Raw genomic sequence first — 14,911 nt, forward strand, 5'->3', positions numbered from 1 at the left:
GAGCCGAATCTACGGAACAGCATCATAGTGCTAAGGTTTTACACAGGCTTCGATCCTAGCTTTGTATGAGATGCCGATAGCTAATCAGCATCTCTGGAGAGATACAAGGTTTTACAAACCGAAGGTTTGGGAGCCAACAATTCTGAGAGACAAATAAACGAAAGTCGGAACGAAAACAGGGCAAGAAACCTCACCCTGTCTCGAAACTAGAATTTAACGGAAGTAGATGCTGAAGCCTGTATTGATACCATAGCTATTGTAGCTAAAGCTGCTTTCGCCAAGGTTAACCTCTTCGCCGTCGATAGTTTTTCCGGTTCTTGAAGACCGATCAAAGTAAACATCGCCATTAATAGAAAAATTAGCCACAGGGAAATACTTGACACCGAGTTTTGTGTCTATGTCGAACCAGTTATCTGTTTGTTCACCGGTTTCGTCTGGGTCGGCATCAGAAGATGTATAGCTCCTGATCCCTGCTGTGCCTTGAGCGAACATCAGCATAGTAGGTGATATGTCCATTCGGTACTTAACACCGCCCTTTACGTAATAGCTGCTGTAGCTCCAGCCATAGTCCGTAACTTCGCCATCCTTGTCAAAATCTCGCTCGGCACCATCGGTGCTATATGAAACGTCTGCTAACAGTGCAACAGTATCTAGGACATAAAACTCTACGGTCGGACTAATTGTAAAGCTCATCCCGTTGCTTGTTGATGTGGTTTCATCATCTGCATTAGTAAAGCTGCTACCACCATTGGCAATTGAAGCATAAGCACCAAGAATTAATGCATTGCTGATAGCATATCTACCCGTAGCGCTTAGTCCCCAGTTATTGAAGCCATTGGATGTCGTTTCGGTACCAGCAGAGTTTGTACTGCTACTAGATGAAACACCAAAGCGAAGATCAGATGATTGAGTACTGATTTCAAACTGACCCGTAGTGATATCTAGATTGCTTGCAAAGCTTGCACCTGCAATTAAGGTTGCAGACAAAAGCGTCCATCTTTTCATGTTTTACTCCTAGTATTGTTTGGATTTTTAACTCCGTTTAACAGCATATTATCTGGATCTTTAATTTGTATTTCGGTTTGTATCTAAATTGTAATTTAGTACCGTGGCATTCGTTGCCCGGCAGAGCCGTGCAACCTACAGGGTCACTTGGCACATTCTGGCGTAGGTTTTACAAACCGAAGGTTTGGGAAACGTGGGGATGCGTCATCCCCGAGTGGTTTTATCGGGGATCTAGTTTTTAGGGCTTAATACTGCAACTAGATTCCCGCCTTCGCGGGAATGACTAATGGGTGCGCGGGAATGGCGGTCTATCTATACACATGTTGCCCGGCAGAGCCGTGCAACCTACAGGGTGACTTGGCACATTCTGGCGTAGGTTTTACAAACCGAAGGTTTGGGAAACACCACATCCAAAAAGTAACCGCCGTAAACATTGCCTAACTTCGTTTCTTTGAGTTTTTCACCACTACAATACGCTTGTTGCTAAGTCTTCAGGTATCATGCGCCCCCTTATTATTGTGGTGGAGTGGTTATGCAGAACAAGATCCCATTAGGTTTTATCGTTATATTGGGCTTGGTCGGCATGATTACCCCACTGGCGATCGATCTTTATCTACCTGCCATGCCTGCTATGGCGGCATCGTTAGGCACCGCCGAAACTACAGTGCAAATGACGCTGTCGGCCTATTTGGTTGGCTTTGCCCTAGGGCAGCTCGTATGGGGGCCACTATCTGATGCACTCGGTCGCAAACCCATCTTAATGTTCGGCTTGATCACCTTTATGCTCGCAAGTGCTTCCATTGCGCTAGTGGGTAGTGGTGCCTGGCTAATTATCTTCCGCATTATTCAGGGCATTGCAGGTGCTGCACCCGCTGCAGTGCTGCAAGGCCTTATTCGTGACCGCTATAGCCGTGACGATTTCTCTAGGGTGATGTCGTTTGTGACCTTGGTGGTGACGCTGGCACCAATGGTGGCGCCATTAGTCGGTGGTTTAATCCTACAGGTCGCAAGCTGGCGCGCCATATTCTGGGTGTTGGTGGTGGCATCGTTCCTGATTGCCATATTGTGTTATTGGCAAATTGAAGAGTCGGTTACTTACAAATATCGCCCCGAACTTGGCATAGTGCTGCGCAACTATTTGCAAATCTTCCGCACCCAGGGTGTTGTTTGGTATATGGGCATTAGCGGCTTTTCATTTGCTGGCATGTTTATCTTTTTAACCAGTGGCAGCTTTGTTTATATGCAGCAATATGGCCTCAGTGAAACCCAGTTTGGCCTATTTTTTGCCCAGAATGTTTTCTTTTTAATGCTAATGACAAGCGTGAACAGTCGTTTTGTTAAACGTGTCGGCGCGCCGAATATGTTAAAAATTGGCGTGGTATTGCAAATGCTCGCTGGATTGTTAATTGTATTGGGCGCCATGTTAAGCAACAACATCTGGCTACTTGCGGTGCCGGTATCATTGTTTATTGCCATGATGTCTACTATCGGGTCAAACTCTATGGCTTGTTTGATGGATCAGTTTCCAGAAAAGGCAGGTACAGCGGGTGCGGCTGCGGCAACATTTCGTTTTGGTGTAGGTGGCGCAATTGGTTTTGTTGTGTCGCTACTGCCGGTGACCGCCGTTTTTATGGCGGCCTCCATGTTAGCCAGCAGCATTATTGGCTTGTTATGTTTGCTGATGCTACCAAAGCTGGCGCGTTAGTCGCGCTGCCAGTGCACTGCTGATCGCCATAGTAGTTGTTGGCATAATTACAATTTTGCTCACTAGTCTTCATCGTTCATCTCCTTGGTTATTGATGAAGCTAGTGTGCGTTTGTTAGGTTGATTTGTGAAATTAAACGTTCCTATCGTAACGATATGTAAAATAGATTAATCGCCAAGGTCAAAAATCACCGCTTCGTATGGCTGATAGTGCCCAGAAATCTGCTGGCGGTTACCATAATTGCCAACGACTTGTTCGCCATGTCCGTTATAAGAAAAAGCCGCAGGTTCGGCTGACAGATTCACCACAACTAAAGCAGCTTCTTCGGCAAGGTGGCGCTTAAACACCAGTAGTTGTGGGTCGTCTGGCAGCAACATGAAAAACTCACCATACACCAACACTGGCCATGTTTTACGTAAGGCAATCAGTTGTTGGTAGCAATATAGAATGGAATCTGGTTCTACCAATGCTTGCCCAACGTTGATCTGCTGAAAATTGTCGTTTAAGCCTATCCAGGGTTCAGCTTTAGAAAACCCAGCATGAGCCGAAGCTGACCATTGCATCGGCGTGCGCGCATTGTCCCGGCCATGGCGAAAAATGCCGGTCATAATGTCTTCTTCCGCCCAACCTTGCGAGCGTTTCTCATGGTAGTGATTGAGTGTTTCGATATCTCGGTAGTCATCAATGTGCTCGAACTGCACATTGGTCATGCCAATTTCTTCCCCCTGGTAAATATAAGGTGTGCCTTTTAGGGCAAACTGAATCATGGCCAGTGCTTTCGCCGATGGCTCCCGGTAGTCGCCCTCATGGCCAAAGGTGCTGACCGCTCGTGGCAGATCATGGTTGCCCCAAAACTGAGCAATCCAGCCATTGCCGATTTGTTGCTGCCAGCGCTCAAGTTGCTGCTTGAAAGCGATGAGGTTAAACGGTCTCGCTCGCCATTTACCGTGTTCAGGGTGATGCAGCTGCAGTATGTGTTCAAACTGAAACAGCATAGACAGTTCGCCACGTTCAGGGCGCGTCATCAGTTTGGCAGTTTCTGGAGTTGCACTCCATACCTCGCCAACGGTAATGGCTTGCTGCGGTGCGAAGCACTGTTGGTTCATATTCTGCAATAACTTATGCAAGTGTGGGCCATTGGCCAAGATGCCCGCATCAATGTCCTTGCCAATTAAATCGACTACATCTAAGCGAAAACCAGCAATGCCTTGTTGCAGCCACCAGTTGATGATTTTATGCATGGCTTGTTGCACGTCTGGGTGGCGCCAGTTGAGATCCGGTTGCGCGCTAGCAAACTGGTGGAAATAATACTCGCCGGTTTGTTCATCCAGCGTCCACATACTGCCACCAAAGTATGATGTGGGGTTAAACTGAGGTGGTTGTCCTTGCTCGTCGGGTTGGCGCCAAATGTAAAAATCTCGATAAGGGTTTTGTTTGCTGCTGCGCGACTGCTGAAACCACTCATGTTGATCAGAGGTATGGTTGAGCACCAAGTCCATAATAATGTGAATGCCACGTGCTTTCGCCGCTTTGATGAGCGCCTGCATGTCTTCCATGCTGCCGAATTCAGGCGCGATGGCACAATAATCACTGATGTCATAACCATTGTCTGCCATAGGCGAAGCATACACCGGGCACAGCCAAATAATGCTGATACCTAGTTTGCATAAGTAGTCGAGGCGGCTGATGATACCTGGAATATCGCCCATACCATCACCATTGCTGTCTTGAAAACTGCGCGGGTAGATTTGATAGACAGTCGCAGAATGCCACCATTGTTGGCTCATAGATTCACCAAAAATTATTAGGTTTGCCATATAGGTTAGCTGCTTTTTTGCTAGCGACACGCTTATCGCATCATGTTGCCATTTATCGATTGCAACTGGTTTCAAGCTGCGAAATCGGCATAGTGGTTTGGCAATCGTAGAGGGAGCCTCTAAAACCTCGGAGGCGAAATTTTGACGAGGCAAAAAACGGCGAAAAGGCGGAGTTTACTGTAGTAAATGAGTACTTTGAGCCGTTTTTTAACGAAGTCAAAATGAGAAAAAGAGGTTTTAGAGGTTTCCTAGAGGGAATTATGCGTACCAGATTTTTACTCGGACTCAGCACCATAAGCTTGGTTGCGTGCCAGCCAGCACCACCAGTTGAAAAAAACAGTGAAGCCAAGTTTGTGGCGCCAACAGATCCAATTGTGATTGTTATATCTAAAACGCCACGCCCACCCGTGCCATCTTGGATACTCACCCCACCAACTGAGCCGACAACAACTAGGACACCCACACTAACAGGGACACCCACGCTTACACCCACACTAACCGGGACACCCACCCTGACACCTACAACAACAGGAACACCCACACTAACAGGGACGCCCACACTAACGGGCACACCAACAGGGACACCCACGCCAACAGATGCGCCTAATCCAATGCCGGTAAGTAGTACGCCTATCGTTGAGCCAACAGTGACCGATGCGCCAATTCTGCAACCACCACCGGGTCAAAAACCAGCACCCGAGCGCTATGTCAACTTGTCTTGGAGCCCGCCTAGTCAGCGCGAAGATGGCACAATGCTGGATGAAAGCGAAATATCGGCATATGAGATTCGCTACTTCACAAACAAAACATTAGTAGCGACCACCTTGGTGCCGGGCTGGCATACGCATGCACAAATCTTGGTGACCGACTCACATCGCTTTGAGATCGCAACCATAGATACCGACGGGTTAAGAAGCGACTTTGTTTCAGCTACTTACGTGCCAAACCAAAATTAGCCGCGATAGAGGGCTAAATTGTACTTCTAGTCGTAAACATTGCCTAAACCGTACGACTAGGATGATTCATTATGTTTGGACTGTTTAAATCTGACCCAAAAAAGAAATTGCAAAAGCAATACGAACAAGTGCTGGGGCAAGCTCAACATGCGCAGCGCAATGGCGATATGAAGTTGTTCGCCGAGCTATCTGCAAAAGCCGATGCCATCTACCAAGAAATCAAAAAGCTTGGCTAATTAATCTTTCAGTTGGGGCTATGCTTAATGGAAATAACATTCTCTTTGGGATAGCCCATGCGCTGCTTCACTCTGCTGGTATTGCTGCCTATTCTGGCCAATGCCGCCATAATTCGCCAACCTATGTATTTAATGCTCGACGGTATGAATACCGAGCAACGCTTACTGTTTCGAGGTTCAGATAACTACCGAACCAAGTTAGACTTAGAGCAAGGTAGCTATGACATTGCCATCAACTCTGAAAACTGTCAGTACCAGTTTGGTGGTAGTGGGTCGATCACACTGGATGAGCCCAAGCCTGTTGAGCCTTGTGTAACGACGCCCATCCGTTTAACAATATCCAATAATGGTACTTATACCGTTACCTTCAATGCCAGCTCACAAAGCATTACCGTTACAACAGAAGAAACAATCGTGCGCGCGCCGCCTCCAGTTAGCTGCCCAGTGCCAGCGGGTAATACCATTGATGTCAGCCAGCACTTCGCCGAGGGTACATCGCTGATCAACCTGATAGACGGATCAATCACCACAGTAGAGAATGGCTTAGTCGCCAGTGCACAAAAAGGCCTTCATATCTTTGCCGAAAGCGAGCAGGGGAAAACAGCCTGGCAGTGGCAAGGTGCCAATATTTATTTTGTGATGACCGACCGCTTTGCCAACGGCAATGAGCAAAATGACAATGCGTATGGCCGAGTAACCGACGATAACAGAGACAATATCGGCACCTTTCATGGTGGTGACTTGCAAGGGGTAATCGAGCAACTCGACTATCTCGCTGAGCTTGGCATCGACGCGATTTGGTTAACGCCACTTTATGAACAAGTACATGGCTATGTAAACGGCTATAACGACCAGTTTCCTTTTTATGCCTATCACGGTTATTGGCCACGCGACTTTACTCAGATTGACGCGAACTTTGGTGATACCGAGGCCCTAAAGACTTTAGTTGAGCAAGCCCACTTGCGGGGCATGCGCGTCATATTGGATGTGATAATGAACCATGCTGGTTATGCTACGCTAGCCGACCTGCAGGGAACGCCCCTGGTAATGGGCGAACCAGAGCAATGGCAAGATTGGGCGCAGGTGATTGATTGGCAAAGTGATGCGTGGCAACAACACTGGTGGTCGCCCGAGTGGATACGAGCAGATTTACCAGGCTACCAACGCCCTGGTGGTGATGACATCACGATGGCGTTGGCTGGGTTGCCGGATTTTATTACCGAAAGCAATCAAACCGTTCGCCCACCGCCGTGGATCAATGATCAAGCAGACAAAACAACCATCGACCATCTAGTAGGGTGGCACAGTGATTGGATCAAAACCTATGGTTTTGATGGCTTGCGTATCGATACAGCAAAACATATTGAAGTTGAGCATTGGCAAAGGCTGAAAAACGCCGCGCAGGCCGCCAGAAACGAATGGTCGGCAGCCAACCCAGATGACCCATTTGCCAATACGCCAATCTTTATGATGGGCGAGGTGTATGGGCAAGGCGTGGTGCGCAATTATTATTATGACTATGGTTTTGATGCCTTAATTAACTTCGATTTTCAAAACAAAGCCGTGCCATTCGCCCAGTGTTTAACCCTTGCCGATGGCACCTATCAGTATTACGCCGATGCTAACGTGCCAATTGTAAGCTACCTATCAAGCCATGATACCAAGCTGTTTTTTGACCAGTATGAGAACCTCGCACTACAACGAGGCGCTGCTGAAGCTCTGGCATTATTACCTGGTGCCATACAAATCACCTACGGCGATGAAACCGCCAGAACAGGAGGTCCACATGCGGGCGATTTTCACCAAGCCACACGCTCGGATATGAACTGGTCACAAATCACCGGCGAGCGCCAAGCGCTATTAGAATATTGGCAACAACTGCTTAATATTCGCCAAGCACAGCCGGTTATTGGCTTAGGTGAACACATAAAACTAAGCGATGCGCCATACGCGTTTATTCGCCAAAACGAGCACGATAAAGTGCTGGTTTTGTGGCAGTACTAGGGCTGGCCAGCACGTCATTCCCGCGCAGGCGGGAATCTAGTTGCACTATTAAACCTCACAAACTGGATCCCCGATAAAAGCACTCGGGGATGACTGCATTGGTCATTCCCGCGCAGGCGGGAATCTAGTTGCACTATTAAACCTCACAAACTGGATCCCCGATAAAAGCACTCGGGGATGACTGCATTGGTCATTCCCGCGCAGGCGGGAATCTAGCTTCGTTCCCCAAACCGTCCAACTACTGCTGCTGTATGGTTAAAATCACTTCTCCTAAGTTGAATCCAAACTTAGAAATATTGGTGCGGTTGATTAGGGTGTCCTCGGTGATTAAGTACATCCAGTCATCCATGGTCACGGCAATCTCACCATCACCGAAAGGCAGCATTAGTTGATACTTCATTTGCAGGGCGTTGCCAGCAACACGCATGGTGGTAGGTTCCACTACATCGCCAGCTACTGCCGCGTAGCTGCCGTCACCATTTGGCGTGAGTGTCCAAACTCGCGTTTGCTCTTCGCCATCCGACCAAACAAAAAACTCATCTAGGGTGCCAACACCATCTACCCAGTAGGCATCTATATCTGCCACGAAGCGACGTGTTACTTCACCAGAGCGGTTGGTGACCATGCCGTATGCCTTTAATGGGCCATTAAAGAACTGCTCGGGAATAAACTCGGGCGTTTGTTCTTGGTACTGAACTAAGGATTGACTTGCACAGCCGCTTAGTACGGCCGCAGTAAAAAGTGCGAATAGTAATTTATACATAAAAAAGCTCCATTGTAGTTAATGGAGCTTTACGTACAGAATGAGTGCTTGGCTCTAGTGAATGAAAACTAGGCTTGCACAGCTTGCATGGCGTCGTTCATGGTGTGGAAGAAGTGTGGTTTACCTATTTTTTCGATTAAGCCACTGCGCTGCATTACATCGAATACTGGGCCTTTCACATTGGCGAAGTACAGGTTGATGCCTCGTGCACAATAGTCTTCGTACATTTCGTGCAGTGCTGTATCCGCCGATGAATCTAGCTGGTTAATCGCGCTGGCATCAATGACCACGGCTTTTAGTTGCTCACCATATTCGGTTTCTGCACGTTTAACCGTTTCTTTTAGGAAGGATACATTTCCATAGTAGAACTGAGCATCAAAGCGCATGGCCAATACACCAGGGGTTGTTTGCGCTTCAGGGTGGCGTTTTACATTGCGATAGGCATCGCTACCCGGTAAACGGCCCAAAATAGCGTAATGAGGGCGCGTAGTTTTAATTACAAACCACACCATTGAAGCGCCTACTGCAGCAAAAATACCCGTTTTCACCCCAAGCACAAGCGTGGCGGCCACAGTGAAAATCAACAAACCAAGGTCGTCACGTTTTACTTTCCATAGGTGTTTTACTTCATGTAGGTCAATGAGGCCAAACACCGCCACCATAATGATAGAGCCCAAGATGGCGTTTGGAATGTAGTAGAACAACGGCGTGAAAAACAGTAGGGCAATACCAATTAATACCGCCGTTATAATGGCTGCGAGGCCAGTGTTGGCGCCAGCATTTTTATTGACTGCGGTGCGGCTAAAACCACCGGTAACCGGCATGGCTTTGAAGAACGAACCAACAATATTGGCAATGCCCAAACCAACCAGCTCTTGGTTGGCATCAATTTCATACTTTTTCTCGCGGGCGATCTTCTTAGCAACCGCGATACTCTCTAAGAAACCAACAAACGAAATAGTAATCGCAATAGGCAATAGGCTTACGATGTCGTCGGCGTGTACCGAAGGCATAGCAAACTCTGGGAAGCCGGCTGGCACATTGCCAACAATGCTCACTTGATCTTGCCAGCCAAAGAAGTACACCGCAGCCGTAGAAGCAACCACCGCAATCATAGGCCCTGGTATCAGCGGGTTAATGCGGCGAAGCACCAACAGCAATACAATGCCTCCAACCCCAATAGCAAAAGCCAACCAGTTGATATCTGCAATTTGGGTAAGGGTTAACCAAAGTGTTTCAGCAATGTTTTCAGTGCGCGGAAGCGGTAAACCAACAATGTGTTTGAGCTGGCTAAAACCAATAATTAAGGCAGCGGCACTGGTAAAGCCAGAAATGACCGGGTGGCTTAGAAAGTTGGTTAAAAAGCCCAAGCGAAACACGCCCATGGCAAGTTGAATGACACCCACCATTAAAGCAAGCAAAATCGCCAAAGCGATATACTGGCTAGACCCAACCTCGGCGATTGCGCCAACCCCAGAGCTAACCAACAGTGCCACCATGGCAACTGGGCCAACAGCAAGCTGGCGAGAGGTGCCAAAAAACGCATAAGCAATCAGTGGCAATACCGATGCATACAAACCTATATATGGTGGCAAACCAGCCAACATAGCGTAAGACATCGCCTGCGGAATAAGCATCATAGCAACGGTAATACCTGCTACCACATCGCCAGTTAAGTCTTGCTTTTTATAATTAGGCAACCAATGTGCCGCTGGTATCCAGCTCTTAATATTCATGACTGTACTCCTACATTTAAATGCGATTTAGGCAGGTGTGGGGCTAATGTGTGCAAGGTATGTTCGGCGAGCATGTTGTGTTGCTCAAACAATCGACCTGCTTCACTGGCAACACCTAGAATTTGACAATAGCGATCAAATAGCGCCCGTTTAAGTGGACGATGGCAGAAAAACACTTCTTCATCGGCAGAACGCAAAGGCGTTTGCTGCGCTGCACCATCAACAGATTCAATAAACAATGCCTGAGATTCTTGGTGTTCACCTGCGAGCGCCTCGAACGTTACTCGCGGGGTATTGGCGAACCACAAACGGAAAAACGCTCGTATACCGGCAGCGGTGATGTGCTTTGGCACTAGGTACTTTTCTGGGTTGTTAAGCATTAACTGCACATGACCGCAGCCAACGTGCGCTGACATGTCGGCACTGGCTAGCAGTTGTTCTTGCTGTTTGGCATCTAGTTGATGCAGGTCGAGCTCTGGGTGAATGCCACTTTGGCACAGCCATTGGCGCAAGGCCGCTTCGTCTGTGTGGTAATAAAGTGGGCCAACATGCTGGCTAAAACGAAGCAAAGCGTTTTCTATTTCAGCGTCCGTGGCGTTAGGCATTACGTTAGCAATAATATGCAGAGCAATGGCAAAACTGCCACCCGCAGCGCTATAGCGCATGCCCTTGGTACGGCCGTCGATGCAAGTACAGGGTACCGACTCGATAGCTTCTTCTACCGGTAGCCAAACTAATGCGTTCTGTGACATGGTAAACCTCGACTACAATTCATTAGGCGCCTGCGCCTTTCCAAATGGTTATTAACAAGGTGTAGTACAAGGTTCATGCCAAGTTACATGCTTTAACTTTAGTCGAATTTTTAGGGTGGTGTTGTTTCGTTGTTGCAACGTGTGTTTTATTTACTGACACATTGGCTAGGTTTGCTTGCGCTCGTATTTACGCCGTCAGCAAGCGCTGCTTATGTATATGCCGAGTTTGATAGCTGTGAAGCAAAAAACCGCTGGCAACAAATGCTCGGTGATGCCGTCACACATGCCAGTTGTGAGCGACCTTTTTTGCAATGGCAAGCGCAACCGGGAAAAGACTGGTATCAGCTAGCCTTGCAAGACCCAGCCATTACTTGGTTGGTGAAAGACGCGTGGGCAACCTTGCAAAGCCAAACCGAAGCCGAGGCCTCACCGTGGCATGCCGACTACTTAAACTTGCCAAATAGCCCGCGCAGCTGTTCAGGCGTTACCATAGTCGTCGTCGACACCGGTGTAGACCCCGAGCACCCAGCGCTTGCTGCTGTGTTAGAAGACAACACACGTGAGCAATACAATGCCAGCGACGATGATGGCGATGGCTTCTGCGATAACAAAATAGGTTGGAATCTTTTAGGCAGTTATAACGCCAACCTACCTGAGCCAGATGCGAGCTGTCAGCAGTTATCGCCCACATATAACGACTATCGAATGACCGATAATAGTGGTCATGGTACCCATGTGAGTGGCTTGGTTGCCGCTAATGTGCAACAAGATGAGCGCACACTAAGCGAGGTGCAAACCTTGTTGCGCCAAAAGGCTCAGGGTGTTTGCACCTCGGCCAATATGGTGGTGATCAATATGCTTGGGGCATGGCCAAACCTGGGTGGTACTAGCGCACACATTGAGAACGCCATGCGCTACATTGAATACCTTGTGGATTCTCAGCCGTGGCAAAAGTTTGTTATCAACCATTCGTGGACCATAAGTGATGGCCAGTTAGCGGCATTAGACAGGTTTGAACGCCTTGGCAATAACCCCAATGTATTGATGGTGGCCGCCGCCGGTAACTCCGGGCGTATGCTCGATGGGGCCGACTTAACCACAGTACGCTCAATGCCCGCCGCACTGAATCGACAGCTGCCAAACGTACTCAGCATTGGCAACCTTTGTGACAGTGACTGTGAATTAAATCGGTTCAGCAACCATGGTTGGCAAAGTGTTGACATCGCATTACCCGGCACCAAGGTCGCGAGCACTTGGCGCGATGGCCAATATGCCTCACAAACGGGTACCTCAATGGCGGCACCCATTGCAACTGGGTTGGCAAGCTGGTTGTGGACCGAACACCCAAACTTATCGGCGGCGCAAGTTAAAGCCAGCTTATTGAATGCGATTACCCACGATAAAAAATACCCAGTTCGCTACGCTGGCACGCTTAATACCGAGCAGCTGTTCGCAAGCCCACAACCTATTGCCGTTTTTAGGGTAGAAGAGCTTAGTGACCGTTGGCGATTACACGGAGAAGCGTTAGAGCAGGTAGATGGTGCTACTTGGAATGGGCAGACAGTTGAGTTGACATCACAACAGACTCTAATTTTCGACAAACGCCCAGCCGGACGCCTAGAACTGTTTAGTGGTGGCAACAAAGTCGCCAGCATTCACCTTGCACCTAGCTTTTCACCGCCCGAGGATATGAGCTGGCAAATAGATAATAACCGCGTAGGAGTAAGCTGGCAGCCCAACCCAGCCTACAGCAAGGTTGAGCTGCAAGTGCAGCAAGAAGATAGCCAGCAATGGACGCTATTAGATACAACCACTGGCCATACCATTAGTGCGTATGTGCCACAGGCTAAGTGGCAGAAGTTTCGCTTGCAAGCCTACAGTGAAGGGCTAGATGGCTATGGAGAGGTGCAAGTAAAAACGCTAGTAAGTGATGTTGTGGTGTCTAGCGTGCAAAATAAGGTGCAATGGCAAACGCTCGAGCTCGCCTCCATGCAGCCAACTGAAATACAACATTTTGCCTTGAGCACATACCCAGTGGGCACAATCAGCCTAATTACTGGTGATACCGGCGTAGCATTGACGGATGACAGACTAACCATTGATGCCAACCAGGCGCCAGTAAGTTTGCGCTTAGATGCTGCAGTTGACCAATACGCTAGTACCGAGCAGGCGTTTTCGCTGAGCTACTACAGTGATTACCGCCGCTTGCAAACTGGCTTGTATAGCCAAGTGCTGTGGCCTTTCGCAATCAACGGGTTGCAGATACGTCGGGATGTAATCACAGGGCAGGTATTTGCTTGGGGTCAACTACCGGTGGAAGATGGACAAGCATCGTTGGTATTAAAACCGCTCGCATCAGGCTTAACCTTTTACCTAGGCCAACCAAACAATTGGTCGCAATCAGCAGATGAAAGTACTAGCCAATACTGGCAAACCACTATTACTGACGGCAGTGCGCTCGATTTAGACGACGACCCACTAACCATCACGGTTGCTGTACTAGTAACTCAAAACACACCAGTAGAGGATGCCCGCTGTTTTATTGCCACCGCCCTGCACAGTTCCGATAAGAACCTAGTCGCCTTGCGCGACCTACGCGATCGTTGGCTGCCTAAGCGCTGGGTTGAATATTATTATCACCAATCACCATACTGGATTGAGCAAATCGAGCAGCGCGAGCATCTAAAGCGAGGCACTACTTTATTAATCAGTTTGATTGCCCAGCTATATACCTGGCGGTATGCGGTTTTGGCTTTAGTGTTATATTTGCTATTCGCTGCAGGCAAAAAAAATGGCTACCAAATTGGTAGCCAAAGGGCGTTGGAGTTGGAGCACAACCAACCTCGAGAAATTGGTCAGTGCTAGAACACTGTTCCAGCAGCTGATAAACCCCATAATACTCATAGCCGCATAGGTCATATTGACCGAAGTCATTAGTTGAGTGAGACAAATTGCCCAGCAAAGCCGTGCTACACAAAGGTAGGTTTTACAAACCGGAGGTTTGGGAAACATTGATCGGTGGCGATACACGTTGCCCGGCGCAAACAAGGGCGCCGTGCAACCTACGACAAAAGCCAATGAATGGCGGCGGCCAACCCGAATAATGGAATTTGGTGTACTAGGTATACCACTAACGAATGGCGGCCCAGAAACCTAAGCCAAGCGGGTGCTGCCCAACTTGGAAGCATCTCACGCTTGGGCAAGTTATGGGCAAAGGTAATGCCTAATAACATAACGCCAAGCCAAGGGAATAAATAGGCGATGTCTTGGGTGGAGCGCGGTAATTCCAAAATGGGCGCTATCCATTGGTAAAACCAACTCATGCGCATGAGGTCTGTCCAAATGGCGGTGGCGGCAAAAATAATGAGTGCTACCACAAACGCTAAACGCGGTTTATTGGCAAAGGGCAGAGCAAGCAAGCCGCTTAGCGCAATAACGTGCAGAATGCCAAAGTACACCCAAGCACCGGGGAACATAAACGCGGTGCTCACTGTGATCACCAAAGCGCCACCAAGCAAACGTGCCATCCAATCACTGAACTTAACGACATTAATGCCACGCTTGTGTGTCATACCTAGGCCAACGCCAACTAGGCCAATAAACATAAATACAATCACGTAGCGAAACCAGCGCCAAGGCCACTGGTTGGCAAGATCCATAGTGAAATACTGATAGACCGATAAATTAAAACAGAAATGAAAGATCGCCATCAGAACGATGGCGATGCCACGCAAAGCGTCTAGATCTTGTCGGCGTTGTCTTGTTGTTGTTCTAACCATTGTTGATACACCGATTTCTTTTTATTTTTGTGCTTGGCTAGGCTGTTGCGGTGCGGGTCTTGCGCTTTGCGCTCCCCAGCACGAGATCGATACGATACACCGGCCTTTTTTAGCTTGTCACGCAGCGATCGTGTCTTTTTACGACGCGTCATAATTAC

Annotated in this window: 12 protein-coding genes; 5 read left to right on the forward strand and 7 right to left on the reverse strand. The window is 48.4% G+C overall.

Translation table 11 applies throughout. The features are described 5' to 3' along the window. Nucleotides 1-213: 213 nt before the first annotated feature. Nucleotides 214-1,005, reverse strand: coding sequence for a hypothetical protein (locus DUW71_RS16665; RefSeq protein WP_119396414.1), 792 nt, complete (start codon nt 1,003-1,005; stop codon nt 214-216). A 532-nt stretch (nt 1,006-1,537) separates the two neighbouring features. Between DUW71_RS16665 and DUW71_RS16670 the strand changes: the two genes are divergently transcribed. Further along, complete coding sequence (locus tag DUW71_RS16670) at nt 1,538-2,710, forward strand: Bcr/CflA family multidrug efflux MFS transporter (RefSeq protein WP_119396415.1); 1,173 nt, start codon at nt 1,538-1,540, stop codon at nt 2,708-2,710. 167 nt (nt 2,711-2,877) lie between these two features. Here the strand turns inward: DUW71_RS16670 and DUW71_RS16675 are convergent, their stop codons facing one another. Further along, nucleotides 2,878-4,497, reverse strand: coding sequence for a glycoside hydrolase family 13 protein (locus DUW71_RS16675; RefSeq protein WP_119396489.1), 1,620 nt, complete (start codon nt 4,495-4,497; stop codon nt 2,878-2,880). Nucleotides 4,498-4,787: 290 nt separating this feature from the next. Here DUW71_RS16675 and DUW71_RS16680 point away from each other — a divergent pair, with 290 nt between their 5' ends. The 3 genes from DUW71_RS16680 (at nt 4,788) to DUW71_RS16690 (ending at nt 7,723) form a co-directional block, all read left to right on the forward strand. Beyond that, nucleotides 4,788-5,483 (forward strand): hypothetical protein, encoded by a 696-nt coding sequence (locus DUW71_RS16680; protein WP_119396416.1) that lies wholly within the window; start codon nt 4,788-4,790, stop codon nt 5,481-5,483. 71 nt (nt 5,484-5,554) lie between these two features. Beyond that, nucleotides 5,555-5,719: a DUF6435 family protein gene (locus DUW71_RS16685; protein ID WP_119396417.1), complete on the forward strand. Its 165-nt coding sequence runs from the start codon at nt 5,555-5,557 to the stop codon at nt 5,717-5,719. A 57-nt stretch (nt 5,720-5,776) separates the two neighbouring features. Continuing rightward, nucleotides 5,777-7,723 (forward strand): alpha-amylase family glycosyl hydrolase, encoded by a 1,947-nt coding sequence (locus DUW71_RS16690; RefSeq protein ID WP_119396418.1) that lies wholly within the window; start codon nt 5,777-5,779, stop codon nt 7,721-7,723. Nucleotides 7,724-7,961: 238 nt separating this feature from the next. Here DUW71_RS16690 and DUW71_RS16695 read toward each other — a convergent pair whose 3' ends face one another. The 3 genes from DUW71_RS16695 to DUW71_RS16705 form a co-directional block, all read right to left on the reverse strand. Next, entirely contained in the window at nt 7,962-8,486 is a 525-nt protein-coding gene (locus DUW71_RS16695; protein WP_119396419.1) for a DUF3833 domain-containing protein, read from the reverse strand. 68 nt (nt 8,487-8,554) lie between these two features. Continuing rightward, entirely contained in the window at nt 8,555-10,222 is a 1,668-nt protein-coding gene (locus DUW71_RS16700; RefSeq protein ID WP_119396420.1) for a SulP family inorganic anion transporter, read from the reverse strand. Next, nucleotides 10,219-10,974 carry a hypothetical protein gene (locus DUW71_RS16705; RefSeq protein ID WP_119396421.1) on the reverse strand — a complete coding sequence of 252 codons (756 nt, stop codon included), beginning with the start codon at nt 10,972-10,974 and terminating at the stop codon, nt 10,219-10,221. Before DUW71_RS16705 ends, DUW71_RS16700 begins: the two co-directional genes overlap by 4 nt. Nucleotides 10,975-11,103: 129 nt before the next feature. Here DUW71_RS16705 and DUW71_RS16710 point away from each other — a divergent pair, with 129 nt between their 5' ends. After that, complete coding sequence (locus DUW71_RS16710) at nt 11,104-13,839, forward strand: S8 family serine peptidase (RefSeq protein ID WP_119396422.1); 2,736 nt, start codon at nt 11,104-11,106, stop codon at nt 13,837-13,839. 197 nt (nt 13,840-14,036) lie between these two features. Here DUW71_RS16710 and DUW71_RS16715 read toward each other — a convergent pair whose 3' ends face one another. Continuing rightward, a complete protein-coding gene (locus tag DUW71_RS16715; protein WP_119396423.1) occupies nt 14,037-14,753 on the reverse strand; it encodes a heparan-alpha-glucosaminide N-acetyltransferase in 717 nt (238 codons plus the stop codon). After that, the gene (locus DUW71_RS16720; RefSeq protein ID WP_119396424.1) at nt 14,714-14,905 is read right to left on the reverse strand and encodes a hypothetical protein; all 192 of its coding nucleotides are present in this window, start codon (nt 14,903-14,905) and stop codon (nt 14,714-14,716) included. The genes DUW71_RS16715 and DUW71_RS16720 overlap by 40 nt, the downstream gene beginning before the upstream one ends. Between the last annotated feature and the right edge of the window lie 6 nt (nt 14,906-14,911).

Source organism: Salinibius halmophilus, assembly GCF_003577475.1.
GTDB classification, from domain to species: Bacteria; Pseudomonadota; Gammaproteobacteria; order Pseudomonadales; family Natronospirillaceae; genus Salinibius; species Salinibius halmophilus.